The sequence below is a fragment of the Polynucleobacter sp. HIN7 genome (assembly GCF_030297595.1).
Taxonomy (GTDB): Bacteria; Pseudomonadota; Gammaproteobacteria; order Burkholderiales; family Burkholderiaceae; genus Polynucleobacter.
This window is the reverse complement of record NZ_AP028138.1, coordinates 876,821-903,452: the sequence shown is the minus strand read 5'-3', so window position 1 is coordinate 903,452 and position 26,632 is coordinate 876,821. Positions and strand designations below refer to the sequence as shown.

Genomic DNA, 26,632 nt, shown 5'->3' with positions numbered 1-26,632 from the left:
CACTCCTCCTCTCTGTCATGGTCTTAGCGCCATGGCACGCCTGATAACTCTTAATATAGTCTAAGTTTCCTATAAAAAGATGACGTTTTTCAAGCCCCCAGAGGATTTATGAGTAATTGCTGGAAAGAGCTTGGTTTCTACTCAAATCGTTTACAAACCCATTCTTTACGACCCCACTCCCCAGGACGCTCTGCGAATACCAACCAAACGATCCATTCCGATAGTTTTTTCATGACCCTCTCCTTGTTTTGAGAGATCATTGTGGTTCATTAAAGGCTCATAAAATGAGCTTTACGGTAACTATCCAAGAATATCTTCAAATCATTGATTTCAATCATGAATTTATAAAACAAATGGTGCTGTAATACCTGTGAATTCACTGAAATGTCGCTACAATTCAGAGATAACTATAAGTCGCTGCATGTTCAAATTCCTATCCTCCCAACCAGTTCACGATCCGATCCATTCGCAAAACTCGGCGACTGAGGTAAAAACCACGACCTGCTATATGTGCGCTTGCCGCTGTGGCATCCGAGCGCATTTGCGGGATGGCGAACTGGTCTATATTGATGGCAATCCAAATCATCCGCTGAATCAGGGGGTCATTTGTGCCAAGGGTGCATCGGGCATCATGAAGCAGAAGTCCCCTGCGCGGATCACGAAGCCACTCTTACGTAAGCCAGGTTCAGAGCGCGGCCAATCGGAGTTTGAAGAAATCTCTTGGGAACGAGCCTTTAGTATTTTGGAAGATCGTTTACGAGGTATCCGAGAAACCGATCCCAAAAAATTTGCACTGTTTACTGGACGCGATCAAATGCAAGCTCTTACAGGCTTATTTGCTCGTCAATTTGGCACTCCTAACTATGCAGCCCACGGAGGTTTTTGTTCGGTCAATATGGCCGCGGGCATGATTTACACCATTGGGGGTAGCTTTTGGGAGTTTGGCGGTCCCGATTTAGAGCGAGCCAAATTATTTGTGATGATTGGCACTGCGGAGGATCATCATAGCAATCCAATGAAGATTGCGTTGTCGAAGTTCAAGCGCAATGGTGGGCGATTCATTTCAATTAATCCCGTACGAACTGGTTATTCAGCGATCGCCGATGAATGGATTCCAATTAAACCGGGTACTGATGGCGCGCTATTCATGGCTTTGATGCATGAGTTAATTGCATCCAATCAAGTCGATCATCCATTCTTAAAGCGGTATACCAACTCATCGCAGTTGGTTTGTCTTGATGCGGGTCCTGAAGAAGGATTATTTTTATTTGATCCTGAGTCGGATCCAATTAATACCGACATTCCTCATAACAAATACATTTGGGACATCAAAAGCAATGCTGCAAAAGCCTGTTTTGCAAATGATGTTGACCCTGCCCTATCAGGCGAGTATGTCATGGGTCCCGGCCCCCATCAGGGCAAGCGGGTTGCCCCTGCATTTGAATTATTGCGTCGTCAAGTTAAGACTTGCACGCCCGAGTGGGCCGAGAAAATTACCTCGATTCCAGCGGCACGCATTCGCTTACTGGCCAAGGAAATGGCGCACACCGCATTTAAGCAATCATTTGAATTACCAATTGCTTGGACCGATTCCTTTGGTCAGCAGCATACATCGGTAACCGGACGGCCTGTGGCATTTCATGCGATGCGTGGCTTATCTGCACACTCCAACGGCTTTCAAACCACGCGTGCCTTAGCTGTATTAATGACTCTACTCGGCACCATTGATCGTCCAGGTGGGTTTCGTCATAAAGCCCCCTACCCTCGCCAGATTCCTCCGAACATCAAACCGCCCTCTTCTGAAAACGATATTCAAGCCAATACGCCATTAGCAAAAGCACCGCTTGGTTGGCCAACTCGCCCAGAAGATCTGGCACTTGATCAGGATGGTAAGCCTTTACGTATTGACAAGGCTTATACCTGGGAGCACCCTTTAGCCGCTCATGGATTGATGCATAACGTTATTACTAATGCTGTCAAAGGCGATCCCTATTCGATTGATACCTTAATGATTTTCATGGCCAATATGTCATGGAACTCCACGATGAACACCATGGAAGTTAGACAGCATCTCAATGCTAAAGATGAAAATGGACAGTTCAAGATTCCATTTCTTGTGATTTGTGATGCATTTCAATCGGAGATGGTGGCCTTTGCTGATCTCGTGCTTCCTGACACGACCTATCTTGAGCGCCACGATGCAATGAGTATGTTGGATCGCCCTATCTCTGAATTTGACGGGCCATGCGATTCAGTACGTATCCCAGTTTTGCCGCCGACCGGACAATGCAAACCTTTTCAAGATGTCTTAATTGAGCTTGCCTCCCGCTTAAAGTTCCCTGCGTTCACAACCGCGGATGGACAAAGAAAGTTCAAGGATTATCCCGACTTCATTACCAACTTCCAGACGGCACCCGATTCAGGTATTGGGTTCTTAATGGGTTGGCGCGGCAAGGATGGTGATAAAAGTATTCGTGGTGAACCGAATCCCAACCAATGGGAGCGCTACCAAGAAAATAATTGTGTTTTTCACTACAGCATGCCCCCCGAACATCAATACATGCGTAACTGGAACCAAGGCTATTTAGACTTTGCCAAAGCCAACGCCTTACGGCAAAAGAACGATCCGATTATTTTGGCGGTGTATTCAGATATCGTTCAACAGTTTCGACTGGCTGCCAAAGGCCAACGCCCCGGTCGCGTACCGCCGGATCACCTCAAAGAACGGATCATCCAATTTTTTGATCCGCTGCCCTTTTGGTATCCACCTTTGGAGGATGCGGTTACTAATTTAGACGAGTACTCCATCAACGCCATTACGCAACGGCCGATGGCGATGTATCACTCGTGGGACTCACAAAATGCCTGGTTACGACAAATCCACAGTCATAACTTCCTGTTTATTAATGCAGCTACGGCCATTGATCATGGTATTGAGGACGGCGCTTGGATTTGGGTGGAATCCCAATGGGGCAAAGTACGCTGCATGGCCCGTCATACCCAGGCTGTTGAAACTGGGACTGTTTGGACTTGGAATGCCATTGGTAAAGCAGAATCCGCATGGCATCTTGATCCTAATGCGGATGAGTCTAAGAAGGGCTTCCTACTTAATCATTTAATTACCGAAGAGCTGCCCATGGGCACACGCGAGGGCAGCTTCCGTGTCAGCAATTCAGATCCGATTACTGGTCAAGCGGGATGGTACGATGTGCGCGTCAAGATATCCCCTGCTGGATCAAGTGAAAATCTAGATACTTGGCCAGCGGCACAAGCCAAAGAAGTTCCTGGCATGCTCAAACTATCATCGTACGAAATTAAGAAGCCGAATGAGTAAACAGTTAGCACTCGTAATTGATTTAAATGTGTGCGTGGGCTGCCATGCATGCGTTACCTCATGCAAAGAATGGAATACGCAGGGATCAGCTGGCCCGATGACCGATCAAGATCCTTACGGCGCTCATCCCAGCGGCACCTTTTTTAATCGGGTCCAAACGTTTGAGGCTGGTGTATTTCCAAAAATGGAGACCGTGCATTTCCCGAAATCCTGTTTACATTGTGAGGATCCACCATGCGTGCCCGTTTGCCCAACCGGAGCTAGCTATAAGCGCAAAGAAGATGGCATTGTGCTGGTTGATTATGACAAGTGCATCGGTTGTAAGTATTGTGCTTGGGCTTGCCCGTATGGAGCTCGTGAGCTCGATGAGGACCGGCAGGTGATGACCAAATGCACCTTATGTGTCGATCGCATCTATAGCGAGACCCTACCAGAGTCAGAGCGTAAGCCAGCTTGCGTTTTAGCTTGTCCAACCAGCGCTCGGATCTTTGGTGATGTACATGATCCAGAGTCAGATGCCAGTAAGGCGATTGCCCAACGAGGTGGATACGGTTTAATGCCTGAATGGCAGACCCAACCAGCCAATCACTACTTGCCCCGCTCGATTACTGAAACCATTGCGGCTGTAAAGGCAGAAAACTAATGCATCCCGCTTTCTCACTCATCTTCTTTACCGGTATGGCCGGTATGGCTCAGGGTATGGTGATGAGCCTTCTCGTTTTGCATCTAGCAGGTGATCCATTGCCCAGTCACTTCATGAACTACCTGGCTTTTCCAATCGTGCTATTGCTATTGGCTGGTGGATTACTCGCCTCATTTTTTCATCTGGGGCATCCAGAGCGTGCATGGCGCGCCATTTTGATGTGGAGAACTTCCTGGCTCTCGCGTGAGGTGTTGGTATTACCAAGTTTCATCGCCCTCACAGTTCTAGCCTATATTTACTCCTGGCAAATGGGTTCGATTCCCAATTGGCTGTGGATGTTACTCGGTATTTTTGCAGTTCTTCTGTGGGTGTGCACTGCCATGATTTACCAATGCATTCGGTTTATTCAAGAGTGGGCCCATCCGATGACCATGGTTAATTTCATTGCACTTGGGTTTGCTTCAGGATGGTTTTTGCTAATGACCCTATTTACCATTTGGTCAGCATGGCTACCTGAACAAGCTATCGTCACCTCTCAAAACATTGCTGGTGTGACTGGTTTTACCGGATTCTTACTGTTGCTATCGCTCACTCTGAAACTCTGGATCTGGAAACGAAATCGCAGCCTTAAGCCAAAATCAACCTTGCAGTCGGCGACCGGAATCCAGCAAGGCCCCGTTCGACAAATTTCGATGGGAATGATGGGTGGTAGTTTTAATACGCGTGAGTTTTTTCATCAGCAATCCAATTTCTTTGTCGCCAATGTTCGCAAGCTGGCATTTTTTGGGGCTTATCTGCTTCCAGTTACCCTACTGGTATTTGCGGCAAGTCAAGCTAGCTTAAATTTAATTATCGTAGCGTTTTTAGTGCATCTGCTTGGTCTAATGGCAGAGCGCTGGCTATTTTTTGCTGAATCCAACCACCCACAAAATCTGTATTACCAGCGTATTGCTTAAGTCCCTAGTTCGCTGAAGTACTCGTAATGCTGGGTATTTAGGGTTGAGACTCGCCACTCAATCGGCTCGTCTTGCATTCCAATCGCTAGACGACGAATCACAATTACGGGGTCACCAACCTTTAAGTGAAGCCATTCAGCATCTTGTTTACTTGCTGCACCGGCTCGTAATCGCTCACTGGTTCGCGCAACCACTTGTCCATATTGGGCCTGATACAACTGATAAATACTGCCCTCACGATGCTGAAAAGCACTTCGAGTCAAGGTTGGAAATCGCTCTTTGCTGAGCGTAAGGCGATCGACGATGACGCATTGACCATCTAGTGAGAGGCGATTGACAATCCGCCATACTGGCGAACCCTCTTTTAGTTGAAGCTTTTTTGCTTCTTCGCTATTTGCGCTTGCACTTTGGAACGAGACTAATTCAACCGTTGGATATTTTTTGTGGTCAGCGTCATGCTTAATCACATGAAAGAAGTAATACAACAAGCGCTGTTCGTCATGCTCGGCAATAAAGGTGCCCTTCCCTTGCCGTCGAATCACAATACCTTCTGATACAAGCTCATCCACTGCTTTGCGGAGAGTGCCAATTGATACCTTCAGCTCTTTTGCCAACTCCTTTTCAGCAGGCAGGGCCTCGCCCATAAAGTAACGACCACGGACGATATCGCCCGTGATCTTCTGTTTTACTTCTTGATACGCAGTAATTGCTTTCATACCAATCCGGGCCAGTCAGACGTCTGAATGGCCCATGGGACAAATTAGGCCGATTCGTATAAGCGAGTGAGAACAAACTCGCGATGACCCAAAATCTCAGCAGCGGTTAGCTCGCCATTCGCAGTTCGCAAGAGGCAATCTAATAATTTCTCTCCGGCGGTATCCATGTTTTCCTCGCGGCGCAAGATTCCAGAAACATCGACGTCAATGTGCTCAGACATCGTACGTACTGTTTTTGGATTTGCGCATAGCTTAATCACTGGAAGAATAGGGTTACCAATCACATTGCCCTGTCCGGTTGGGAAAAAATGGGCTGCATACCCCGCGGCTGCACATAGGGTCACCATCTCAGCAGCCGCTGATGAGGAATCCATAAAGTACAGACCTTTACCAGTTGGGGTTTCGGCTTTATCCAATACGCCATCAATCATGCACTTTTTACCAATCTTTTGAATATTACCTAGTGCTTTTTCTTCAATAGTTGTTAGGCCACCGGCAATATTTCCTTTGGTTGGTTGTGAGTCAGAAAGATCACTGGTTTTGTGACGCTCAATCACATCTTGGTAACGATCAAAGACTTGTTTGAACTTCGCTTTGATTTCAGGGGTACGGCAACGCGCTTCTACTAGATGCTCACCGCCGGTTAATTCAGTGGTTTCACCAAACACCAAAGTAGAGCCAATGTCATAGAGCTTATCGAAGGCATTGCCAACGGTCGGGTTGGCACCGCAACCTGAGGTGGTGTCGGATTCACCGCATTTGGTAGAGACCCAGAGCTCAGACAAGGGTGCAGAGACACGCTGTAACTTCGATGCGTGCTTCATCATCTTGTAGGCAGCTTTGCTTGCAGCAGCAATGGTCGCTGTATCACCATTGCCTTCAATCCAGAATCCTTCAACAGGCTTACCTGATTTCTTGATCCCCTCAACTACGGTATTGGTCCACTGGGGCTCAATTCCAATCACCACAACTGCAGCCACATTGGGATTGCAGCCAGTGCCGATCAGGGTGCGGAAATGGAGTTCTAGATCAGCACCAAACTGCAAACGCCCATAAGGATGTGGGATTGCCATGGTGCCCTTGATATTGTTTGCTACCGCCTCGCAGGCCGCATTCGACAAATCATCAAGGGGCAAAATAATTACGTGATTACGAATACCCATACGTCCATTTTCACGACGATATCCCATAAAGGTCGCTTTTTTCAAATCAATCATTTGTTCTTTCTCTCAATCAAAAAATTAGTTAATCAGTTGGCTAATCGATTACCAGCGCTTTGTCTTGACGTTTTGAACGTGCAAATGTTCGCCCTTTTTAATTGGGGCGACTACTTTGCCAATATCAATTCCGTACTTGATCACGGTATCACCGACCTTTAAATCTTTTAATGAGATCTTGTGACCAATCGGAATATCGCTCTCGGATTTAATGTTCAGGGTGGTATCGCCGTCCATCACCCACCCTGTTAGGTCATTACCGGCTTTCACGCCCTCCACTACTACGACACCCACCACATCTCCGGGTTCATGTACGACAAAGTGAATCATGCTTTCTCTCCTTTAAAGATTGACTTATTAACTATTCCAACGGCTTTGAATGCCATTCTGAATCTCTTGCAATACTGCTTCATTGACCACAACTCCAGCCTTCATTGCCTTTTGGCGTACGGCAAAGCGACGTTGTCCAGGTAATCGCACACCCATATCACTTGCAAAGGTGTTTAGTAAGTCAAGCATACGATTGCGGTAGACACCCTTACCTGGCAGACCAGGATCAATCGTGATGATGAGCTGACCTAATCGTGGCTTATTACCCTTCATTGAAAAGAAGCTATCAGCTTCATACGAGTACTGACTTCCCGATAAACCAACTGCAAGTAGTTCGATGATGAGTGCCAATAACGCACCTTTATCACCACCGAGCGGAACCATTAAACCCTTAAGACCTTCATTCGGATCGGTGGTGGGCTGGCCGTCAGCAGTTAGAGCCCAACCCAATGGAATTGACTCCCCTTTTTTGGATGCCACTAATAATTTGCCTCGCGCCACTGCAGAGAGTGACATATCAATGACCAAAGGATCCTTGCCCTGAACTGGAAAGGCAGCAGCCAGTGGATTGGTTCCGAAGACCGCTTTGGTGCCGCCAGCCATCGGCATTGCCGCAGGGGTGTTACCGAGCAAAATCGAGATGTATCCAGCTCTAGCTGCGGCTTCTGTATAGTGACCCGCAACACCAAAATGATGGGTGTTCTTAATTGCCACCAAGCCAACGCCATGGCGATGTGCAAGATTTACTGAAAGATCTGTTGCGTACTTCAGCGCAGGAAATGCAAGACCATCTTGACCGTCAACTAATGCTGCCGAGGATTTATAGGGATGCGTCTTAATGACTGCTTGAGTATTAATTCGCTGATGTTTAGCATGCCCCGAATACTGTGCAACCCGTGCTAGGCCATGAGAGGCTAATCCATCAATCTCTGCTAAGGCTAAAAATAAGGCGGTATCTGCTGCTGCCTCATGTTTAACTCCAGCGGCACATAAGCCCTGATAAGCAAGTTGTACTAGCTCCTGAAATGAATGACTCACGTATTCTTCTCCAAAAATAGATTAACTTCTCGGGCAATCATGGTGCTCACACGATCATTGCTTTCTTCGGTAACGCCTGCTACATGTGGCGTCAGAATTAAATTCGGCACACCAATAAAATGACTAAGGTCCTTTGCGGGCTCAAGCGCAAACACATCTAGCGCTGCTCCACCGAGCTTGCCGGATTTCAAAGACTGTGCGAGCGCTAGCTCATCCACAATGCCGCCACGAGCTGTATTAATTAGATAAGCACCTTCTTGAATCTGGTTGAGCAAATTCTGATTGAATAGACCCTTAGTCTCAGGGAGTAATGGCAGATGCAGGCTAACAATTTGGCTATTTGCAAGTACTTCCGATAGCGAGCGCATTACGACATCCCCACCCTTTATGGCAATAGAGGATTGTTTAATGAAAGGATCGTAGGCAATGCAGCGCATTCCCAGCGCGAGTGCTTTTTCAGCAACGACACGACCAATACTCCCAAATCCGACGATGCCAATTGTTTTACCAGCAATTTCGTGGCATTTGGAGTAAGTCGGTCTGGGCCATTTTCCTGCGAGAGTTTCTAACGTGGCCTCGCGATACGAGCGCATGAGTGCCATCGCAGTGCCAAGCACATACTCGGCTACCGACTCAGCATTCGCACCGGTGGCCGGGATCACCCGAATGCCTCGCTCAGCACAGGCATGTAAATCAATATTCTCAAGGCCAACGCCTAAGCGACCAACCACCTTCAACTGCTTGGCTCCTTCGACCAATTCCTTCGAAACTTTGCTTAGATTTCGCACAATCCAGGCATCGGCGCTGACCAAGGAATCAGCCATTTGCTTTGGGTCTTGATAGGCATCTGGCTGATAAATAACCATATGCCGAACCTTAAGGGTTTCTAGGGCTTGACTCGTAATGAATTCCGAGATGAAAATATTAGACATATCCATATCATATAGATGACTTAGATCTCTTGCAAGAGGCGGCCGATCGAATATGTGATTAAATGGATCAGAAGATAGATAACCAAGGAGATCAGTATGTATAAAACCGTACTTAGTCGTATGAAGTTTGCCTTGGGTCTTGTGGCGGCCAGTTCGATCGCGTTCACAAGCCCTTCGATTCAGGCGCAAAGCTGGCCTGATAAGCCTGTAAAGCTTGTGATTCCCTTTGCTGCTGGTGGTACAACCGATATTTTGGGTCGTTTGTTGGCCCAGCAATTAAGCACCGAGTGGAAACAAAACGTGATTGTGGAGAACAAAGGCGGTGCGGGAGGCAATATCGCTGCGGATTTAGTAGCTAAGTCCCCTGCCGATGGATACACCATCATGCTGGCTTCAGGCAGTATGTTGACCGTAAATCCCTACCTTTATAAGAAATTGCCAATCGATTACGACAAGGATTTCAAGGTTATAACCAATGTCGCAAGCGGCCCAATGCTTCTATCGGTAAACCCAAAGGTGCCTGCGAAGAACGTTAAGGAATTAATTGCATTGGCTAAAACCAAGAACCTCAACTTTGGTTCTGCAGGTATTGGTAGCCAAGTGCATATGGCGGGTGAAAACTTTACCTATGCTGCTGGCATCAATGCCACCCACGTTCCTTACAAGGGTGAATCTGCAGCATTAAACGACTTGGTTGCTGGTCAAATTGATTTTATGGTGGGTAACTTAACTGCTGCGACTGGGTTTGCAAAATCGGGGCAGATTCGTCCTCTGGGCGTTACCAGTACGAAACGTGTTCCACAATTACCAGACGTACCTACCATTGCAGAAACAATTCCTGGTTTTGAAAACACGGGTTGGTTTGGTTTGGTGGTCCCTTCTGGCACACCCAACGCGATTGTCGACAAAATTTATCGCTCAACTCTAGAAGCCTTTAAGAACCCTGAGTTCAAGGCACGCGTTGAAGGTGCTGGCTTAACCCCGGTTCTTAATACACCACAAGAATTCGCAGCTCAGATTAAAAAAGAAGGTGCAAACTGGGAAAAGATTGTGAAGGCTCGCAATTTAAGTCAATAACAATAAAACCCTTCATATCTCTTAAGCCCAGTTGATCTGGGCTTTTTTTATGCCTCCACCAAAATAGTTTCGCCTGGTTTGACCATGCTAAATATCACAGGTTTTTTATCGATCGTTAATTGATCGCCAACCATTTGCACAGCCGTATAGTAGGAAGTCTCCAGGTCGCCTTCTTCAGGGTAGTCCTCACGATAATGCGCCCCCCGAGAGTTCTCGCGAGCGATGGCAGCCCCTACAACAGTTTTGCTAACTAGCAATAGATTACGTAAATTCATCCAATCCTGCCATGTAAGATTAAATGCAGGGTTGGTATCACCCACTCCCATGGTTTGCAACATTTGATCTAAGCGATCTAAGCGTTCCCGGGCCGCTTCTAAATCCTTGCGATTACGTAAGATACCCACCTGATCCCACATGCAATCAGCCAACTCATCGCGAATGAACTCAATATCCCCTTGGGCTTGTGTTAGTGGTTTGCGATGTATCGCAATACTTTGTTCGATCATTACGGGATCAAATTCCAAGAACTCTCGATCGGATACATAGCGCGCCATCGTATCGCCGGCAATCCCACCAAATACTGTGGAGTTTGCAACACCATTGCCGCCCAATCGGTTCGCACCATGTACGCCACCGGTATCTTCACCAGCAGCAAATAGGCCAGGCAGATCCGTACTAGTGTCCGCGTGGAACACCACTCCACCCATCATGTAATGGGCGGTGGGAACAACTTCAACCAATCCTCCTGCCAAATCAAATCCCGAGTCGGCACAACGCTCGACCATTCCTTTGAACAATTTACGAACATTGTCGGGCCCCAGATGATGCATCTGAATATAAACCCCACCATTTGGGCTAACCCGCCCAGCGCGCATTTCGGAGTAAATCGAGCGCGAGACAATATCACGTGTGGCGCGCTCATTGCGTGGATCGTAGTTACCCATAAAGCGCTCTTGATTACCGTTTAGTAGGTAACCACCCGCTCCTCGTAAGCCCTCCTCCAAAACCGTTCCGGTCATACGCGTATCGGGGCCAGCCAACATTCCAGTTGGATGAAACTGCACCATTTCCATATCGCGCAGCGTCAATCCTGCTCGAAGGGCCATGGCCAATCCATCACAGCTTTTATCACCCGATGGGGTATGGTATTTATACATCGTGGGGCCGCCACCGGTTCCCAATAAGACTGCCTTAGCACGCACCATCACAAATTGACCAGTGCGCATATTGAGCATTAATACTCCAGCAATTGCTTTACCGTCGGTGCTTTTAATTAATTCGATCGCACGATGTTCCTCTAAGCGATGAATTCCACGAGCCCAAACTTGCTCTGCCAAGCGATTAATGATTTCAATTCCAGTGAGATCGCCCTTATGAACCGTACGATCGAAGGTTTGTCCAGCAAATGCTTTTTGATGAATCGTGCCATCAGGGTTGCGATCAAAGAAGCAGCCCAATTCATTCTCGAGCTCATGAATTCGTTCAACCGATTTAGTCACCAAGGTCCAAGCGAGCTCTTGATCAGATAGCCATTTGCCACCCTCGATGGTGTCCATAAAGTGGCGTTCAACCGAATCACCCTCGGCCAGCGCAACGTTATAGCCGCCTTGAACCATACGAGTGCAACCGCATTTGCCCAAAAGACCTTTTACTGCAATCGTAATATGCAAATTTGGGTTGGCTTGATGCGCATGCAAAGCTGCAAAGAGACCTGCCCCGCCGGAGCCTAGGACCAAGATATCAGTTTGAATGGTTTCAATCGATGACATACCAACCTTCTCTTTCTTTAGACAATGCCTAAGCTTTTAAGTACCGCTTCTTTGTTACTTGCAACATCGGATTTCACTTCTTGATAGATGCTGCCCCCGTGGCTGTCCATCGCCACTAACAAAGGACCAAATTGATTAATTTTGAACTTCCAGAGTGATTCAGGGTTTAGGTCATCGAGATCCACGTCCTCAATTTGGTCAATCCAGGTAGTCTCAAGAGCCGCAGTGCCACCAATAATGGCAAGATAGACGCCACCGAACTGCTCAAACGCTTTTGCGGATGATTCCCGTAAGCCACCTTTACCCACAATCATGCGAACCCCGTATTCCCGCATGAGAGGTTCTGTAAACCGCTCCATTCGATCCGATGTCGTTGTGCCAATGCAAATCGGCTCATAACCCGCTGGGAAGTCAGAACTAATAGGCACTTTACGAACATTGGGTGCTGTATGAATCACAGCATGCCCCTGAAGATCAAATTTAGTTTTTCGTCCCCGATCAAATAAATGAATTTGCGTTGCATCGCGGATACCAAATAAGGTCTGTTGTAAGGTAACGGTGTCATTAATCCTCAACTTGCGGATATCACCCTCACTGACTGGTGTTGCTAGGTTGTAGTGCGCCATGATCTTCCTTAAAAGCCGTATTCAATACCGTGTGATCCAATCGATGCCCGCGCGCGTCGAGCCGAGTGGCATTGCATATTGACTGCAACAGGGTTCATGGTGATATGCGTAGCCGCCAATTCCACATGCACTGCAAACGCTGTACCATCACCACCAAGTCCCTGGGGACCAATTCCGAGTTGATTGACTGCGGTACTTAGCTCCTTCTCCAACTGGGCGCCTTCCGCATCACTGCAAATAGTGCCAAGCGGCCGAGTAGCAGCGCGCTTTGCAAGTGCCACGCATTGGTCGGATGTGCCGCCCACCCCAACACCAACAATGGTCGGTGGACAGGTCTTACCGCCAGCGTTGACAACGCTCTCAATGACAAATGCTTTAACTCCTAAGATTCCTTCAGCTGGAATGGCCATCTTCAGAAACGAATTATTCTCCGAGCCACTGCCCTTGGGAATCATTTCAATCTCAATCACGCCGGGCTTATCCATAAAATCAATATGAATTGCTGGCATGTCAATACCAGTGGAGGTGTGATTATTTTTTCGGGTGATGGGGTGCACAACGGATGAGCGTAAGGGGTATTCCGTTGTGGCCCGCTCACAGCCCTTTCGAATCGCCTGCTTCAGCTGGACTCCATCAAATTGAACATCTCGACCAATCCAAACGTTATAGATTGGCAATCCCGTATCTTGACAAAGCAGATTATCTTCACGTTCTGCCACGGCAATATTCGTGACCATCGTCTCCAGCACCACTTGCGCGCGAGCATCGCGCTCTTTCTGTTTGAGATCGTTAATTCCCTCTTTAATATCGTCAGGTAATAATTTCAAGGCCCGGATGTAAAGCTCTTTGCATGCATCTTCAACGTGTTGCAGGTTCAGTTCCATAAATGATTCGCCTTAGCGAGAAAGAATTAAAAACAAGGCTCCACTAATTAAGGAGCCAATTAAGGTCACCTGCACCCAGGCCTTTCGGAGGCCTTTCCAGATTCCAAACTCGATCACCAATAAACGGGTGCCGCCAATTAGATGAAGGGCTAACAAAGTCACCAGTCCCCATTCACCAAACTTGACCATGGGATGGTCGGTAAACTGCAGATACCGTCCCAGTTCCGCTTCTCCGTACAGGGAGCGCGAGAGGAAAAAAAAGTGCAGTGGCAAAAAGCACGCTAGCAAGAGTCCAGAGACGCGATGCAGGTAATAGGCAAAGTAAGACCAATGCGCCTTGGTTCGAAAGTCGAGTCGACGCCCCGCCTTGCTCATGGCGCACCCCACACTACGCCAATAACAGCAGCCGTTCCCAGGATCAGGATGAATGCGGCAAGCAATATTGGAAGCGCCCGAATCAGAAATGCGCTTTGGATGTTCTCACGCAGAATATTTGCTAAGCCAATGGGCGCATGAACAAAGCAAGCCAGAACAAAGATCTCATAGAAAAGAGCAAAGGCAAGATTACCTCGCGTACGCGCCAAGATTTCTCCAGCACTTAGGCCATCCTGAATAGCGTAATAGATAATTACGAGATGGATTGCGACACACAGCGTAAGCACCATGGCGCTGATGCGTTGGTAGTACCAAAGTTTGGCCTGAAGAATCGCGCCGCTGGTCATTACAGTTTGCCCCATTTGCTACCCCTAACTGCTGCACGACCAACCATCTTTTTCAATCCTGCAATACCAGCGGTTGGCTCAATCTGTTTAGGGCAGCGCTCTGAGCAGGTACCTTGCGTATGGCATGAATGACATCCTGCATCCCCAGCGACCGCACGCAAGCGATCCAGTTGCTGGGTATCGCGTTCATCGTTCACTAGGGTCCAGGCACGATTGAGGGCGGCTGGACCTAAATAACTATCACGTGATGAGACCACCTCACACGAGGCGTAGCAAACCCCACAACCAATGCACTCAATACCAGCATTCGCCAATTGACGCTCCTCTGAATCTGGTTTGACTTGTGCAAAATCATCAAATCGGGTTTTATCACCTTTAAAGTAACCCACCGCCTTACTCATCTTGTCAAAGAACTCGCGCATATCGGTGGCCAGGTCTTTGATGATGGGTAGATTATCGAGAGGCGCAATCTCAAGCGTATTTTGATCTGCAATTTTGGCAACATGAGTACGGCAGGTCCAACGTGCTTTACCGTTCACCGTCATCGCACAGGAGCCGCACATTCCTACACGACATGCAAAACGATAGCTTAGAGTTGGGTCAATTTTGCGTTGGATGTAGGTAACTACGTCCAATACTGTTTGATTGGCGGCACGTGGCACGTCGTACTCTACAAACTCACCGTCATCGGTGCCCCGCCAGACTTTTACTTTGAGGATGCTTGGATTCATGTAAGCATTATAGGGATAGACAATAAAAAATAAATCGAATAGTATTTTAATTGAGATAAAAAAATTATTTACTATTGAATCAATGACCAGCATCCGGGTACTTAAAAATTTCATCGCCATCACGCGTCACAACAGCGTGGCTGCTGCGGCCCGTGAAATTGGCTTGACCCCCGCTGCTGCAGGACAACAGCTTGCACAGCTCGAGGCCGAATTGGGTGTGACGCTATTTGATCGCAATAAACGCTCACTAATCCTCAATAATCAAGGCCGCGCTCTGATTGAGCCCATCCAAGATATTCTCTCCCGCTATGAATCCCTCGGAAGTCAATTTCGGACGGGACTTTCTGGCTCTCTTACCGTGGGCGCTTTGGTCTCAAGCCTAATGGGTCAGTTTGGTAAAACATTGGACCATTTGAAAGATGAGTATCCAGGTCTGGAATTAAAAATTAGTACCGGCCTATCGAGCGATTTTTTGCAACAAGTGATTGATGGCATGCTCGATGCAGCCATCGTTACTGAATCCCCTTACGCATTACCCAAAAGTGTTCGCTGGACCTTGCTGTATGAAGAGCCCATGATCTTGATATACCCCAAAGGCAAGAACCCTGCCAATCTCCCCTTCATTCGGTTTGAACCCAAAACCTGGACTGGGGAGCTAGTCGATCGCTTTATTCGGGTCAATGGTTTAGAGATACGCAACAGCATGGTGGTTAACTCGGTAGAGGCCATTATTGAATTAGTTCGCCAAGGCTTCGGCTATGCCGTAGTACCAAAATTAGCCAATGTTGAGTGGGATAAAGACAAACGAATTGTGATTGCAAATCCGCCCCGTAAAACGATTTATCGTCGGGTGGGCTTACTTGAACGAAAAAATCATGCCCGCACCAAAATCACCAAAGCGATTGAAGAACAATTTAGAACTGGGATTAATTCTAGTTCTTAGTCGAGATAACTGGCAAAGTGAACTACACGATCTAAATACAGAGGATACTCTGTGATGCCATGATCGCTCCCCTCAATTACGACATGGTTCGCATTGGGGTAAAAGTCAACCATCTCATGCCAGTCGAGTAACTCATCGCCTGTTGCTGCAACCAGTAAATAGCGCTCGGGATGGGTGACCGCTTCGACTTGCTGGGCACGCAACTGTTCGACATACTCTGCGCGCCAATCAAAAGGCTCATCGCTGTCATAGGCAGTCAGTTGCCCAACATAAGGTGCCAACTCTCGAGCAGCTCGCACTGCTGGATTCAGTAACACAGCACGCGCATTAGGAAATTGCTCGGCTAAATGAGTTGCATAGAAGCCACCAAGCGATGAGCCAATAAAACTAATCCGTTTGGGATTTACTGTTTCAATTTTTGCCCTGATCATCGCGATCGCCTCTGCGGGTGATGGGGGCAATTGAGGGCAATACCAGTCAATGGATTTGCCTTTTTCAACGAGGGATGCAATTGCATCCCTGGTCAGTTGTGCTTTGGAGGAGTTCGGTGAGGACCGAAATCCGTGCAAATAGACAATTAGCAGATCAGGATGATCGGGCATAGTGTCTTAGTTTGCTTTTTGTCCAATCTCAAAGTTGGCTAAGGTCTCGAGCGCCTTTACCATGGCTGAATGGTCCCAGGCCTTGCCACCGTGAGCTGCGCAGGAGTTAAATAACTCTTGGGCAGTTGCCGTATTGGGTAATGAAACGCCGAGTGCTTTGGCACTGCTAAGCGCCAAGTTCAAATCCTTTTGATGCAACTCAATCCGAAAGCCTGGATTAAAGGTGCGATTGACCATGCGCTCACCATGCACTTCCAAAATTTTCGAGCTTGCAAAGCCGCCCATCAAGGCTTGACGAACCTTAGCTGGATCAGCACCTGCTTTAGCAGCAAATAAGAGAGCCTCACCAACCGCCTCAATATTGAGAGCCACAATGATTTGATTAGCCACTTTTGCGGTTTGCCCTGCTCCATTACCACCCACTAGGTTAATGTTTTTACCCATGAGCTCAAAAAGCGGCTTGACTTGATTAAATACCGCTTCGTCTCCTCCAACCATAATCGAGAGCGTGGCGTTTTGTGCGCCTACTTGACCACCCGATACCGGGGCGTCGACATAGTTACACCCAAGATCGTTGAGCTTTTTAGCAAACTCTTTGGTCGCAATCGGTGAGATGGAACTCATATCCACCACAATCTTGCCTTTACTAATTCCGGACGCGATACCGTTCTCCCCAAACAGAACTTTTTCAACATCGGGTGTATCAGGAACCATTGTGAAGATGATGTCGGCATGTTGAGCCACTTCGGCAGGGGTCTTACAGGCAATCCCGCCGGCCTTGATGAGCTCCTCGGGTACTTGGCTACGGGTTGCTAAATAGACCGAATGACCACCCTTAATTAAATGACCAGCCATTGGTGAACCCATAATGCCTAATCCAACAAAACCCAATTTCTTTGCACTCATAGCAATCCCTTTGAAGAAAAATAACGAACTAAATTGATTTTAGGAGATCGACTTCAACCAACCCAAGCCGGCTTCCGTGGTGGTGGCTGGCTTATATTCGCAGCCGATCCAACCTTGATATCCCAATTGATCAATGAACTTGAACAAATAGGCGTAGTTAATTTCACCAGTCCCGGGCTCATTACGACCAGGGTTGTCTGCTAACTGCAGATGCGCAATGCGACTGAGGTACTTCTTCATGGAATTGGCTAACTCCCCTTCCATGCGTTGGGCATGATAGATGTCGTATTGCAAGAAAGCGTTATCGGCACCCACCTCATCCAAGATTGCAATTCCTTGGGCGGTGGTAGACAAGAAGAAACCAGGGATATCAAATGTATTGATAGGTTCAATTAGCAATTTGAGCTGATGTTTTTTCAGTTCAGCCGCTGCGTACCGCAAATTACTCACAAATGTTGCGTGCAAGGTCTTGTGATCAACGCCGTCTGGAACTTTGCCGGCCAAGCAATTGAGCTGACCAACCCCGAGAGCCTTGGCATATTCAATCGCCTTAGCAACACCAGACTTAAACTCCTCGACTCGATCGGGCAGGCACGCAATGCCACGTTCACCCGCCTCCCAATTACCAGCGGGCAAATTATGCAACACCAGTTTGAGTTGATTACGATCTAACGCTGCTTTAATCTCGCTCGCTGCAAACGGATATGGAAAGAGGAACTCGACTGCCTGAAAACCACAAGCGGCTGCACGATCAAAGCGCTCCATAAAGGGCACTTCATTAAACAACATGGTTAGATTTGCAGCAAACTTTGGCATTCCAGTTCCTCTGGTGAGTTTAAAAAAGATTTATTCTAAAAGACCGGCCGTTACCAAACCTTCAGTACCGGCTGGGTGACGGCAATCAATGTCTTCAAACTCGTTGACATTATTGATCTCGGTACCCATGGCGATATTGGTGACCTTCTCCAAAATGATTTCAACGACTACGGGGACTCGATACTCTTTGGCCATCTTCTGGGCCTCAATCAAAGCCTCCTGAATCTTGCCTGGATGGGTAACGCGCAAGGTTTTACAACCTAAGCCTTCAACCACCTTACCGTGATCAACGCCATAGCCCTTCAGGTTGTCATCGTGTACGTTGATATTGTCAAACGCGAGCTGTACACAGTAATCCATATCGAAGCCACGCTGCGCCTGACGGATGAGACCTAAGTAACTGTTGTTCACGAGAACCATGACGAGTGGTAATTTAAACTGAGCGCCAACGGCCAGTTCCTCAATCAAGAACTGGAAGTCATAATCACCTGCAAGACCAACGACGGTGCGAGTTGGGTCAGCAGCCAACACACCAAGTGCAGCTGGCACAGTCCAACCTAAGGGGCCTGCTTGACCGCAATTAATCCATTGACGTGCGCCATAGACATGCAAGAACTGGCCGCCAGCGATTTGTGAAAGACCAATGGTTGATACATAAACGGTATCGCGTTTAAACGCTTGGTTCATCTCTTGATAAACACGCTGAGGCTTGATGGGTACATTATCAAAGTTTGTTTTGCGAAGCATGAGGCGCTTACGCTCTTGGCAACGCGAGACCCAATCGCTGTAATTTTTGAGCTTGCCTTTCGCCTTCCACTCTTTGGCTACTTCAACGAAGAGTTCGAGGGCAGCCTTCGCATCAGACACAATGCCGTAGTCAGGATTAAATACGCGACCAATCTGAGTTGGCTCAATATCGACGTGTACAAACTTACGGCCTTTGGTGTAGACCTCTAACGAACCAGTATGGCGATTGGCCCAACGATTACCGATTCCTAATACAAAGTCGCTGGCCAACATCGTGGCATTGCCATAACGATGCGAGGTTTGTAAACCCACCATGCCAGCCATCAAGGGATGATCATCTGGAATTGCACCCCAGCCCATTAATGTTGGGATCACAGGAACACCAGTAATCTCGGCAAACTCCACTAAAAGATCTGCGGCATCTGCATTAATGATTCCGCCGCCCGCCACGATCAATGGCTTCTCGGCAGACATCAACATCTCCATCGCCTTCTCAATTTGCTTCTTATTGGCAAATGGTTTGTAAACCGGCAATGGCTCGTAGGTATCGATATCAAACTCGATCTCGGCTAACTGCACATCGATGGGCAAATCAATCAGTACAGGGCCAGGACGTCCTGAGCGCATTACGTGAAAGGCTTGCTGAAATACGCGAGGTACCAAACCAGGCTCGCGCACGGTGACGGCCATTTTGGTCACTGGCTTGGCAATACTCTCGATATCAACCGCCTGGAAATCTTCTTTATAGAGACGGGCACGTGGTGCTTGGCCTGTAATACATAGGATTGGAATTGAATCTGCGCTTGCTGAATACAAGCCAGTAATCATGTCCGTTCCAGCGGGGCCGGAGGTACCGATACAAACACCGATATTGCCAGCCTTGGCACGGGTGTAGCCCTCAGCCATGTGAGATGCGCCCTCGACGTGACGTGCCAGAATATGGGTGATGGATTGACGCTCGCGTAATTGTGCGTACAGGGGATTAATCGCGGCACCAGGAACGCCAAACGCGGTGGTGATGCCCTCTTTTTCCATTACCAAAACAGCTGCCATTGCGGCTTTCATGAGTGCCATTGTTGCCTCCTTTTGAATAAGATGAATGAATCATCCTTAAATTGAGGTATTCTGAGAAGTGTGATACCTTAATATCATCTATTCTATTTTGGAATATATTAGTTTTAATTCATTTAAATCAATAATTTATGGATCGAATTCAAGGCATTTCCTTATTCATACGAGTGGTCGAAACGGGATCATTTAGCAAAGCGGCGAGCAGTTTGGGAATAACTCAACCCACCGCCACCAAGCATGTCGCCGCCCTTGAAAAGCGCCTGGGATCCCTTCTGCTCCATCGCAGTACCCGCGGGGTAACGCCCACCGAAATCGGCAAGATTTATTATGAGAAGTGCAAAACAATTATTCATGAAGTTGAGGATGCCAAGAATCTAGCCGGCCTCTTACAAACCGAAGTACAAGGCAAACTCAATATCAGTAGCTCGGTCGCCTTCGGTCGTCGTGTACTGACTCCGCTGGTCCTAGAGTTCATGAGGGATCATCCACAGTTACAGGTAAGCCTCAACTTAGATGACCGCTACATTAATTTGGTTGAGGAAGGTGTTGATCTAGCGATTCGGATGGGGCGTCTATCCGATTCCAGTTTGGGCGCACGTTTTTTGGGTCTCAATCCCTGGGTCCTGGTCGCCACCCCTGAATACCTCATGCAAGCTGGCACGCCCTCTATACCCAGTGATTTAAGTCGTCATACCGCACTGATCTACAGCTCCGTTCAAGGAGACCATCGTTGGCAATTTACTGGTCGTGACGGCTCCAACAAATCCATTCAGGTTCAAGGCCCCCTCTACTCCAATAATCTCTCAGCACTTCTATCTGCAACCAGGCAACATCTCGGAATTGCGGCCCTTCCCTGGTATGTAGCCTATACCTCCGTTCAAAGCCGACACCTTAAGCCCTTGTTAGAAGATTGGACCATGCCCGCTCAAGAGATCCATGCGGTCTATAGCTCACCACGACTGCTAACGAGTAAAGTTAGTAAATTAATCGATTGGCTCGCAGGTCAATTTAAGGGAAACTGGTGGGCCAGAGAAATCGGGTCATAATCATTTGGTATTCAATCAACTATTGCTCAAAATCATGAACTCATCGTTATACATCTCAAAAAATCTTGCAATCCTCGCTATAGGTATTGGCCTCTCTTCTACTGGCTTTGCCCAAAACAAGCCGGCAATGGTTGACCCCAATAAGGCTCCGATCGCGGCTGCTGGGATTGATGAGGTCTATCAATTAGTCGATGCAGTAGTAACAAAGGTCGATAGCAAAACGCGCACGGTTACCCTAAAAGATAAAGACGGCACAGTGACCAATTTTGTTGCAGGGCCCGAGATCAAGAACTTCCCCCAAATTAAAGTGGGCGATCGTCTTACCGTCACACATGAGTTGGCAGTTGTAATTGAATTGGCTAAGGTCAACAACCAGGGTATTCGCAGCGAAGTACAAACCACCAGCCAAACCTCTGCTCCACTTGGCAGCAAGCCCGCTTCAGTCATTTCTAATACCACCACGATTATTGCCACCGTGATTGGTATTGATCGCCAGAAGATGACCATCTCGGTTAAGGGTCCCAAAGGTAAGCCCGATACCTACCGCATCAAGAATGCGGCCCTACTTAAGGATATTGCCGTCAACGACGAGGTCAAGATTGTTTTATACGATGCAATGGCTGCATCCTTTACGGCTCCTACTGCTGCTACCCAGAAAAAATAAGAACGTCTAATTAAAATAAAGCAATTATTAAGGAGCAATCATGGCAGAACGGCTTGGTGCGCATTCATTGGTGGATGCCTTTAAGGCACAGGATGTGAATTCAATATTTACCCTTTCTGGTAATCACATCATGCCAATTTTTGATGCGGTGATTGATCACCCGATTAAATTAATTCATACGCGTCATGAAGCGGCAACCGTTCATATGGCCGATGCATATGCTCGCTTGAGTGGCAAAGTGGGCATTGCAATGGTCACAGGTGGGCCAGGTCATGCCAATGCGGTATCTGCCTTATACACAGCCGCGATGGCCGAAGCTCCTGTGGTGCTTTTATCTGGGCATGCTCCTCTAAATCAATTAGGCAAAGGCGCCTTCCAAGAAATGTCCCAAGCTGATATTGCCGCGCCTTTATGCAAAGCATCGTGGACCTGTGCGGGCCCCCAATATTTAGCAGCCGATTTTGAGCTAGCCTGTGCAATTGCTCTATCGGGTCGACCAGGCCCCGTTCATTTAAGCCTGCCATCCGATGCGCTTGAGAATCCCTTAACCGCTGCCTCCGCATCGCCGAGTCCCGGCGCACCCAAACTTGCATCAAACCCTCCCTTAAGTTTGGAGAATGCACAGTTGATCGTAAAGCAGTTACGTGCTGCGCAAAAGCCGGTGGTTTTGGTTGGTCCGCGTGGTTGCTACCAATACACTGAGGAACTTCACCAATTAAGCGAAGCGCTTGGCGTGCCAGTGATTGCCACAGAAAGTCCTCGTGGCGTAGGCGATCCCAGTTTAGGTGCCTTTGCTGAGGTGCTTGCACAAAGTGATTGTGTCTTATTGCTTGAGAAACGACTGGACTTCACACTCAAGTTTGGTAACTCACCAACTTTCAAAGCCGATGCGCGCTTTATGCAAATTGACTCAGAAGCGGCTGAACTGCAGCGCTCTCAAAATGCACTCGGCTCGCGGTTGGAGTTGGCGGTGCAAGCTGATTTACTTCCATCTATTGAGACCTTATTGCAAACTGCTAACAGTGATCAAGCTAAATCTCAAGATATTAGTTGGCTGCCATGGGTCAAGGAGGCAATCGCTTATCGCCCCAATACTTGGTCAACCGCTACATCTAAGACACCCAAGCATGCGCACCCAGGCAGAGCAATGCTTGCCTTACAAGCCATCCTCGACTCCCATCCAGATTCAGTACTAGTAGCAGATGGTGGTGAAATTGGCCAATGGGCACAGGCTTGCCTGCATGCACCCAACCGAGTGATTAATGGTGTTGCTGGTTCGATTGGTGCAGCACTGCCTTTTGCGACTGCAGCTGCGTACACCAAGCCAGGCGTGCCAGTTGTTGCTGTGATGGGAGATGGCACCTTTGGCTTTCATTCGTCCGAGCTCGATACTGCCGTTCGCTATCAACTGCCATTCATTGGGGTCGTGGGCAATGATGCCTGCTGGAATGCCGAGTATCAGATTCAGATTCGGGAATATGGTCAAGAACGGGCGAAGGGATGTGAGCTTTTACCTTCCCGCTATGATCAGGTTGCAGAGGCGTTTGGTGGTGCTGGAGAGTTAGTAACTGATGCGGTTGATGTCTTACCTGCTGCGCAGCGCTTACAGGCCAAAGGCTTACCAGCGATCTTGAACATCTTGATCGAGGGCTTACCTGCCCCCAATCTCAAGCGCAGTTAGTTAGGGTCATCCGCTGTTACGTATCAGGCGTTTAACGACCATGCACCTGATGTATCGCCCGCGTTTTATTCAAGCAGTTGTTGGTATTTTGGTAGCAAGCTGCCTCTTGGTGGCGTGCGCCAATACTAGCCGTCCTGGGGTTGTAGGCGTGCAACGCTCGCAGTTCATGATGATCTCCGCAGCGCAAATTGATCGGATGTCGGCGATTAGTTTTGAGCAACAGGCGAAGGCGGCGCAGAAGAAAAAAATCCTCATTACCAGTGGCCCTGAATATGAGCGCCTCAAGACCATCGCCAATCGACTGATTCCACAGACCGCGGTATTTCGGGACGATACCCGCAATTGGAACTGGGGTCTACAGTTGATTGATTCCCCTATTGTGAATGCCACCTGCGCACCTGGTGGTCGGATTACTTTTTATACCGGGATCATTAATAAACTTAACCTCAATGATGATGAAATTGCAGCCATCATGGGTCATGAGATTGCTCATGCCGTACGAGAACATGGACGGGAGCAAGTTTCCCAGGCATTGGCCCAAAACATTATTAGTAATGTTGCGCTTGCTGCTGCTGGGGCGGGCTCGGCACAATCGATTGATGCAGCCAATCAAATCATGCAATACGTGATGGTACTTCCTAACTCTCGCCAGAATGAGCGCGAAGCTGATGCGATTGGCTTAGAGCTTGCGGCGCGTGGTGGCTATGATCCTCGCGCTGCGATAACGCTGTGGCAAAAGATGAGTAAAGAAAGTCAGGGCAAGAACCCACCTGAGTTTTTATCGACCCACCCCTCCAATGAGAATCGTATTAAAGAGCTTTCTGCATTGATACCGAAGGTCATGCCCTTATACGAGGCGGCAAAGCGAGAGAATGTGACCAAATAAAAACGGCCCCAGATTTTGGGGCCGTGGTTTTTAAGATGTTTTAGTTATTTCTTAAGGTTAAGTTGTGTTCCAAGTTTGCTATAGAGCTCAAATTGCTCTCGGGCAAATTTCTCGGTATCTTGGGGTGACCGAATCGCTGGGATTGCACCAACGGTATCGTTTCCACGTAACCAAGCTGGGTCTTTAGCGACTTCCTTCAAAACAGCTTGCCATTTGTTCACAACCTCAGCAGGTAATCCTGGGGGCCCATACAAACCACTCCATCCCATGACTTGCTCTAGGTTGCCGATACCCATTTCTTTGGCAGTTGGCACATCTGGGAAGTCCTTTAGGCGATTAGGGGTTGATGTAACCAGTGCGCGCATGGCACCGCCCTTAATTTGACCAACCATGGTGGTGAGATTGTTGCAGATGAATTGCACTTGACCACCTAATAATGCGGTAGTTGCCTCGCCGCCTCCTTTATACGGGATCATCATGGCAGCAGTAGATGGCAATCCAAGCTGACTGAGCATGACTTCCACTGCTAAATGTTGTGTTGTTCCAGGGCCAGCAGTTGCGTAATTGAGCTTACCGGGATTAGCGCGGATTGCATCAATAAGATCCTTCATGGTCTTATAGGGTGCGTCATTTTTGACCACACACACCACTGGATTGAAATCCAACAAGGAAATCATTGTGAAATCATTCCACTTATAAGGCGCCTTACTATCGAGCGCTGGCACAATGGCTTGCGAACCACCGCGTGATACTAATAAGGTATAGCCGTCTGGCGGCGCAGCGCTCACCTTTTGTGAGCCGATTGTGCCAGAGGCACCAACCACGTTCTGTACCACGATGGGCTGCCCAATCAATTTGCTTGCAACAGCGGCTAAATTGCGGCCTGAGAAATCACTATCACCCCCAGCTGCGTATGGGGCAATTAAGGTAATGGGTTTATTGGGATAGTTTTGCGCGATTGCTGGGCTGATACCAAGCGCACTTGCAACTAATCCCGCAAGAATCGATTTGCCAATTAGGCGTTTACTAGACTTCAACATAGTAGGTCTCCTCCACAATGGGATGTTTTTATAGGCACAACAACCCATACTACAAGTCGATTTTTGGGAAACCAATCAGGGTTAAAACTAGGTTTTTACTCTTTTAGGGGCTAAATACTCAATTCCACTGAGAGTTTGGTGCCCGGCACAATAATGCCGCCCCGATCCCCAGGGGTCGTATTGCCCCAACGAGATGCAAAGTAATCGGGCAAAGGTCGTCCAGATGGCGGGGCAATCCAAAGTCTTAGCAAATGACGATGACGCTCAGGTTCAGGCCAGTTCTCAAAATCATTTCTGGAATGCAGAATTTGATGATTATGCAAAAGCTGAATATCGCCAGGTTCAAATGCCATCTGCAGAGCAAATCCGGGCTCTTGCAAGATTGCATCGATCAAGTCCATGACCTCCACCTGTTCTTTGGTGAGGCGTGGCGCATTGGGAAAGCGTCGTTGCGCCTCTTCAATGTAATGGCGTAGATAAACGCACGATAGTTCACCGTGATACCAGTTAAAGATGGGGATCTCAAACCAGGGGTCACGTCCTTCGGGAACTTCGCCACGGCGATCGGTGGGATACGGTGTAAACATCGCAGGAATGAGATCGGGGCGGCGCCTCACAAGTTCGTTGTAAACAGCCATTGAGCTGGCGATGAAGGACTCACCACCCTGCTTTGCCTTTTGTAGACACAAGAGGCCCACAATGTCCGCGGAGTCAGTGTGGTAGTCCAGCTTCTTGTTGGTTTGGTAAAAACGCGCGCCCGCCTCCACTTTGGCGCCTTGATCGCGCACATGACCCAAGAGATGTCCTTTGCCATTGGAGCTACGCAAACTTCCCATGTGGCGACCGATTCCCATATAAATGGTGGCTGCTTTCTCAATCGACCAGTTTGCGATTGGCAAGCCTCGCAGCATCACAAAGCCGCGACCGTGTAAGAGCTCTTGTAGCTGCCCCTGAATAAATGGCTCTAGATTGTGAAGAGGAAAACTCGCTGGTGTGATGTTCTCAAGAGCAAGTCCGGTGCTAGCAAAGTGCTCAGCTGCGCGCTCGAGTTCGGCGACTTGATCCGGAGTCCAGTGCACGATCCAATCCGATTTTTGAGCAAGGTCGGCGCCTCGCCATGCGCACGGTCCATCAATCGATTTGGGGATACTACCCACGGCATTAACTGCTTGACTTGTTCTCATCGTACGCCCCCGTTCGGATCTTTGCTTGGTAATCACTTCCTGATGAACTGAAATTAGTCTATTACAAAAAT

The 26,632-nt window shown here is 48.2% G+C and carries 26 protein-coding genes; 9 read left to right on the top strand and 17 right to left on the bottom strand.

Annotated features, from left to right (window positions below):
- Positions 1 to 421: 421 nt before the first annotated feature.
- The 3 genes from QUE64_RS04760 to QUE64_RS04750 are packed head-to-tail and all read left to right on the top strand — an operon-like array spanning position 422 to position 4,933.
- Positions 422 to 3,334: a molybdopterin oxidoreductase family protein gene (locus tag QUE64_RS04760; protein ID WP_286224783.1), complete on the top strand. Its 2,913-nt coding sequence runs from the start codon at positions 422 to 424 to the stop codon at positions 3,332 to 3,334.
- Entirely contained in the window at positions 3,327 to 3,977 is a 651-nt protein-coding gene (locus QUE64_RS04755; protein ID WP_286224679.1) for a 4Fe-4S dicluster domain-containing protein, read from the top strand. Before QUE64_RS04760 ends, QUE64_RS04755 begins: the two co-directional genes overlap by 8 nt.
- Positions 3,977 to 4,933, top strand: a complete 957-nt coding sequence (locus QUE64_RS04750) for a dimethyl sulfoxide reductase anchor subunit family protein (protein ID WP_286224782.1) — start codon at positions 3,977 to 3,979, stop codon at positions 4,931 to 4,933. Before QUE64_RS04755 ends, QUE64_RS04750 begins: the two co-directional genes overlap by 1 nt.
- On the opposite strand, the gene QUE64_RS04745 is transcribed toward QUE64_RS04750, so the two are convergent.
- The 5 genes from QUE64_RS04745 to QUE64_RS04725 are packed head-to-tail and all read right to left on the bottom strand — an operon-like array spanning position 4,930 to position 9,166.
- Positions 4,930 to 5,649 (bottom strand): GntR family transcriptional regulator, encoded by a 720-nt coding sequence (locus QUE64_RS04745; protein WP_286224781.1) that lies wholly within the window; start codon positions 5,647 to 5,649, stop codon positions 4,930 to 4,932. The genes QUE64_RS04750 and QUE64_RS04745 overlap by 4 nt on opposite strands.
- Positions 5,650 to 5,693: 44 nt before the next feature.
- Positions 5,694 to 6,866 carry a UxaA family hydrolase gene (locus QUE64_RS04740; RefSeq protein WP_286224676.1) on the bottom strand — a complete coding sequence of 391 codons (1,173 nt, stop codon included), beginning with the start codon at positions 6,864 to 6,866 and terminating at the stop codon, positions 5,694 to 5,696.
- 48 nt (positions 6,867 to 6,914) lie between these two features.
- Positions 6,915 to 7,196, bottom strand: a complete 282-nt coding sequence (locus QUE64_RS04735; protein ID WP_108508403.1) for an SAF domain-containing protein — start codon at positions 7,194 to 7,196, stop codon at positions 6,915 to 6,917.
- A gap of 27 nt (positions 7,197 to 7,223) precedes the next feature.
- A complete protein-coding gene (locus tag QUE64_RS04730) occupies positions 7,224 to 8,234 on the bottom strand; it encodes an Ldh family oxidoreductase (RefSeq protein WP_286226122.1) in 1,011 nt (336 codons plus the stop codon).
- A complete protein-coding gene (locus tag QUE64_RS04725; RefSeq protein WP_286226121.1) occupies positions 8,231 to 9,166 on the bottom strand; it encodes a hydroxyacid dehydrogenase in 936 nt (311 codons plus the stop codon). Before QUE64_RS04725 ends, QUE64_RS04730 begins: the two co-directional genes overlap by 4 nt.
- 96 nt (positions 9,167 to 9,262) lie before the next feature.
- Between QUE64_RS04725 and QUE64_RS04720 the strand changes: the two genes are divergently transcribed.
- Positions 9,263 to 10,243, top strand: coding sequence for a Bug family tripartite tricarboxylate transporter substrate binding protein (locus tag QUE64_RS04720; RefSeq protein ID WP_286226120.1), 981 nt, complete (start codon positions 9,263 to 9,265; stop codon positions 10,241 to 10,243).
- 47 nt (positions 10,244 to 10,290) lie between these two features.
- Here the strand turns inward: QUE64_RS04720 and QUE64_RS04715 are convergent, their stop codons facing one another.
- From QUE64_RS04715 to QUE64_RS04690, 6 genes are read right to left on the bottom strand one after another with little or no spacing between them, the layout of a single operon-like run.
- A complete protein-coding gene (locus QUE64_RS04715; RefSeq protein WP_286226119.1) occupies positions 10,291 to 12,012 on the bottom strand; it encodes an L-aspartate oxidase in 1,722 nt (573 codons plus the stop codon).
- A gap of 17 nt (positions 12,013 to 12,029) precedes the next feature.
- Positions 12,030 to 12,638: a fumarate hydratase C-terminal domain-containing protein gene (locus tag QUE64_RS04710; protein WP_286226118.1), complete on the bottom strand. Its 609-nt coding sequence runs from the start codon at positions 12,636 to 12,638 to the stop codon at positions 12,030 to 12,032.
- Positions 12,639 to 12,646: 8 nt separating this feature from the next.
- Entirely contained in the window at positions 12,647 to 13,522 is an 876-nt protein-coding gene (locus tag QUE64_RS04705) for a fumarate hydratase (protein ID WP_286226117.1), read from the bottom strand.
- A 12-nt stretch (positions 13,523 to 13,534) separates the two neighbouring features.
- Entirely contained in the window at positions 13,535 to 13,897 is a 363-nt protein-coding gene (sdhC, locus tag QUE64_RS04700; protein ID WP_286224669.1) for a succinate dehydrogenase, cytochrome b556 subunit, read from the bottom strand.
- Positions 13,894 to 14,259, bottom strand: coding sequence for a succinate dehydrogenase (locus tag QUE64_RS04695; protein WP_286226116.1), 366 nt, complete (start codon positions 14,257 to 14,259; stop codon positions 13,894 to 13,896). The genes sdhC and QUE64_RS04695 overlap by 4 nt, the downstream gene beginning before the upstream one ends.
- Positions 14,244 to 14,975 (bottom strand): succinate dehydrogenase/fumarate reductase iron-sulfur subunit, encoded by a 732-nt coding sequence (locus tag QUE64_RS04690; RefSeq protein ID WP_286224667.1) that lies wholly within the window; start codon positions 14,973 to 14,975, stop codon positions 14,244 to 14,246. The genes QUE64_RS04695 and QUE64_RS04690 overlap by 16 nt, the downstream gene beginning before the upstream one ends.
- Before the next feature lie 82 nt (positions 14,976 to 15,057).
- Between QUE64_RS04690 and QUE64_RS04685 the strand changes: the two genes are divergently transcribed.
- Positions 15,058 to 15,918, top strand: coding sequence for a LysR family transcriptional regulator (locus tag QUE64_RS04685; RefSeq protein WP_286226115.1), 861 nt, complete (start codon positions 15,058 to 15,060; stop codon positions 15,916 to 15,918).
- Here QUE64_RS04685 and QUE64_RS04680 read toward each other — a convergent pair.
- Genes QUE64_RS04680 through gcl form a run of 4 tightly spaced genes read right to left on the bottom strand, consistent with a single transcriptional unit; the run spans position 15,915 to position 20,063 of the window.
- Positions 15,915 to 16,520, bottom strand: coding sequence for a YqiA/YcfP family alpha/beta fold hydrolase (locus QUE64_RS04680; protein WP_286226108.1), 606 nt, complete (start codon positions 16,518 to 16,520; stop codon positions 15,915 to 15,917). The genes QUE64_RS04685 and QUE64_RS04680 overlap by 4 nt on opposite strands.
- 6 nt (positions 16,521 to 16,526) lie before the next feature.
- A complete protein-coding gene (gene glxR, locus QUE64_RS04675; RefSeq protein ID WP_286226169.1) occupies positions 16,527 to 17,432 on the bottom strand; it encodes a 2-hydroxy-3-oxopropionate reductase in 906 nt (301 codons plus the stop codon).
- Positions 17,433 to 17,465: 33 nt separating this feature from the next.
- The gene (gene hyi, locus QUE64_RS04670) at positions 17,466 to 18,242 is read right to left on the bottom strand and encodes a hydroxypyruvate isomerase (RefSeq protein WP_286224664.1); all 777 of its coding nucleotides are present in this window, start codon (positions 18,240 to 18,242) and stop codon (positions 17,466 to 17,468) included.
- A 30-nt stretch (positions 18,243 to 18,272) separates the two neighbouring features.
- Positions 18,273 to 20,063, bottom strand: a complete 1,791-nt coding sequence (gcl, locus tag QUE64_RS04665) for a glyoxylate carboligase (protein WP_286224663.1) — start codon at positions 20,061 to 20,063, stop codon at positions 18,273 to 18,275.
- 128 nt (positions 20,064 to 20,191) lie between these two features.
- Between gcl and QUE64_RS04660 the strand changes: the two genes are divergently transcribed.
- The 4 genes from QUE64_RS04660 to QUE64_RS04645 are packed head-to-tail and all read left to right on the top strand — an operon-like array spanning position 20,192 to position 24,337.
- A complete protein-coding gene (locus tag QUE64_RS04660) occupies positions 20,192 to 21,106 on the top strand; it encodes a LysR family transcriptional regulator (RefSeq protein WP_286226107.1) in 915 nt (304 codons plus the stop codon).
- A gap of 34 nt (positions 21,107 to 21,140) precedes the next feature.
- Entirely contained in the window at positions 21,141 to 21,770 is a 630-nt protein-coding gene (locus tag QUE64_RS04655; RefSeq protein ID WP_286224661.1) for a hypothetical protein, read from the top strand.
- Between the two features lie 40 nt (positions 21,771 to 21,810).
- Positions 21,811 to 23,451 (top strand): thiamine pyrophosphate-binding protein, encoded by a 1,641-nt coding sequence (locus QUE64_RS04650; protein ID WP_286226106.1) that lies wholly within the window; start codon positions 21,811 to 21,813, stop codon positions 23,449 to 23,451.
- A gap of 40 nt (positions 23,452 to 23,491) precedes the next feature.
- Positions 23,492 to 24,337: a M48 family metallopeptidase gene (locus tag QUE64_RS04645; RefSeq protein ID WP_286226105.1), complete on the top strand. Its 846-nt coding sequence runs from the start codon at positions 23,492 to 23,494 to the stop codon at positions 24,335 to 24,337.
- A gap of 44 nt (positions 24,338 to 24,381) precedes the next feature.
- Here QUE64_RS04645 and QUE64_RS04640 read toward each other — a convergent pair whose 3' ends face one another.
- Together QUE64_RS04640 and QUE64_RS04635 are read right to left on the bottom strand one after the other, a co-directional pair.
- Positions 24,382 to 25,377: a Bug family tripartite tricarboxylate transporter substrate binding protein gene (locus QUE64_RS04640; protein WP_286226104.1), complete on the bottom strand. Its 996-nt coding sequence runs from the start codon at positions 25,375 to 25,377 to the stop codon at positions 24,382 to 24,384.
- 110 nt (positions 25,378 to 25,487) lie between these two features.
- A complete protein-coding gene (locus QUE64_RS04635; protein ID WP_286226102.1) occupies positions 25,488 to 26,561 on the bottom strand; it encodes a TauD/TfdA family dioxygenase in 1,074 nt (357 codons plus the stop codon).
- Between the last annotated feature and the right edge of the window lie 71 nt (positions 26,562 to 26,632).

Excerpts from the sequence above, each read along its gene's own strand:
- QUE64_RS04760 (WP_286224783.1), top strand. The coding sequence starts at position 422 with ATGTTCAAATTCCTATCCTCCCAACCAGTTCACGATCCGATCCATTCG.
- QUE64_RS04755 (WP_286224679.1), top strand. The coding sequence starts at position 3,327 with ATGAGTAAACAGTTAGCACTCGTAATTGATTTAAATGTGTGCGTGGGC.
- QUE64_RS04750 (WP_286224782.1), top strand. The coding sequence starts at position 3,977 with ATGCATCCCGCTTTCTCACTCATCTTCTTTACCGGTATGGCCGGTATG.
- QUE64_RS04745 (WP_286224781.1), bottom strand. The coding sequence starts at position 5,649 with ATGAAAGCAATTACTGCGTATCAAGAAGTAAAACAGAAGATCACGGGC.
- QUE64_RS04740 (WP_286224676.1), bottom strand. The coding sequence starts at position 6,866 with ATGATTGATTTGAAAAAAGCGACCTTTATGGGATATCGTCGTGAAAAT.
- QUE64_RS04735 (WP_108508403.1), bottom strand. The coding sequence starts at position 7,196 with ATGATTCACTTTGTCGTACATGAACCCGGAGATGTGGTGGGTGTCGTA.
- QUE64_RS04725 (WP_286226121.1), bottom strand. The coding sequence starts at position 9,166 with ATGTCTAATATTTTCATCTCGGAATTCATTACGAGTCAAGCCCTAGAA.
- QUE64_RS04720 (WP_286226120.1), top strand. The coding sequence starts at position 9,263 with ATGTATAAAACCGTACTTAGTCGTATGAAGTTTGCCTTGGGTCTTGTG.
- QUE64_RS04715 (WP_286226119.1), bottom strand. The coding sequence starts at position 12,012 with ATGTCATCGATTGAAACCATTCAAACTGATATCTTGGTCCTAGGCTCC.
- QUE64_RS04710 (WP_286226118.1), bottom strand. The coding sequence starts at position 12,638 with ATGGCGCACTACAACCTAGCAACACCAGTCAGTGAGGGTGATATCCGC.
- QUE64_RS04705 (WP_286226117.1), bottom strand. The coding sequence starts at position 13,522 with ATGGAACTGAACCTGCAACACGTTGAAGATGCATGCAAAGAGCTTTAC.
- sdhC (WP_286224669.1), bottom strand. The coding sequence starts at position 13,897 with ATGAGCAAGGCGGGGCGTCGACTCGACTTTCGAACCAAGGCGCATTGG.
- QUE64_RS04695 (WP_286226116.1), bottom strand. The coding sequence starts at position 14,259 with ATGGGGCAAACTGTAATGACCAGCGGCGCGATTCTTCAGGCCAAACTT.
- QUE64_RS04690 (WP_286224667.1), bottom strand. The coding sequence starts at position 14,975 with ATGAATCCAAGCATCCTCAAAGTAAAAGTCTGGCGGGGCACCGATGAC.
- QUE64_RS04685 (WP_286226115.1), top strand. The coding sequence starts at position 15,058 with ATGACCAGCATCCGGGTACTTAAAAATTTCATCGCCATCACGCGTCAC.
- QUE64_RS04680 (WP_286226108.1), bottom strand. The coding sequence starts at position 16,520 with ATGCCCGATCATCCTGATCTGCTAATTGTCTATTTGCACGGATTTCGG.
- hyi (WP_286224664.1), bottom strand. The coding sequence starts at position 18,242 with ATGCCAAAGTTTGCTGCAAATCTAACCATGTTGTTTAATGAAGTGCCC.
- gcl (WP_286224663.1), bottom strand. The coding sequence starts at position 20,063 with ATGGCACTCATGAAAGCCGCAATGGCAGCTGTTTTGGTAATGGAAAAA.
- QUE64_RS04660 (WP_286226107.1), top strand. The coding sequence starts at position 20,192 with ATGGATCGAATTCAAGGCATTTCCTTATTCATACGAGTGGTCGAAACG.
- QUE64_RS04655 (WP_286224661.1), top strand. The coding sequence starts at position 21,141 with ATGAACTCATCGTTATACATCTCAAAAAATCTTGCAATCCTCGCTATA.
- QUE64_RS04650 (WP_286226106.1), top strand. The coding sequence starts at position 21,811 with ATGGCAGAACGGCTTGGTGCGCATTCATTGGTGGATGCCTTTAAGGCA.
- QUE64_RS04645 (WP_286226105.1), top strand. The coding sequence starts at position 23,492 with ATGCACCTGATGTATCGCCCGCGTTTTATTCAAGCAGTTGTTGGTATT.
- QUE64_RS04640 (WP_286226104.1), bottom strand. The coding sequence starts at position 25,377 with ATGTTGAAGTCTAGTAAACGCCTAATTGGCAAATCGATTCTTGCGGGA.
- QUE64_RS04635 (WP_286226102.1), bottom strand. The coding sequence starts at position 26,561 with ATGAGAACAAGTCAAGCAGTTAATGCCGTGGGTAGTATCCCCAAATCG.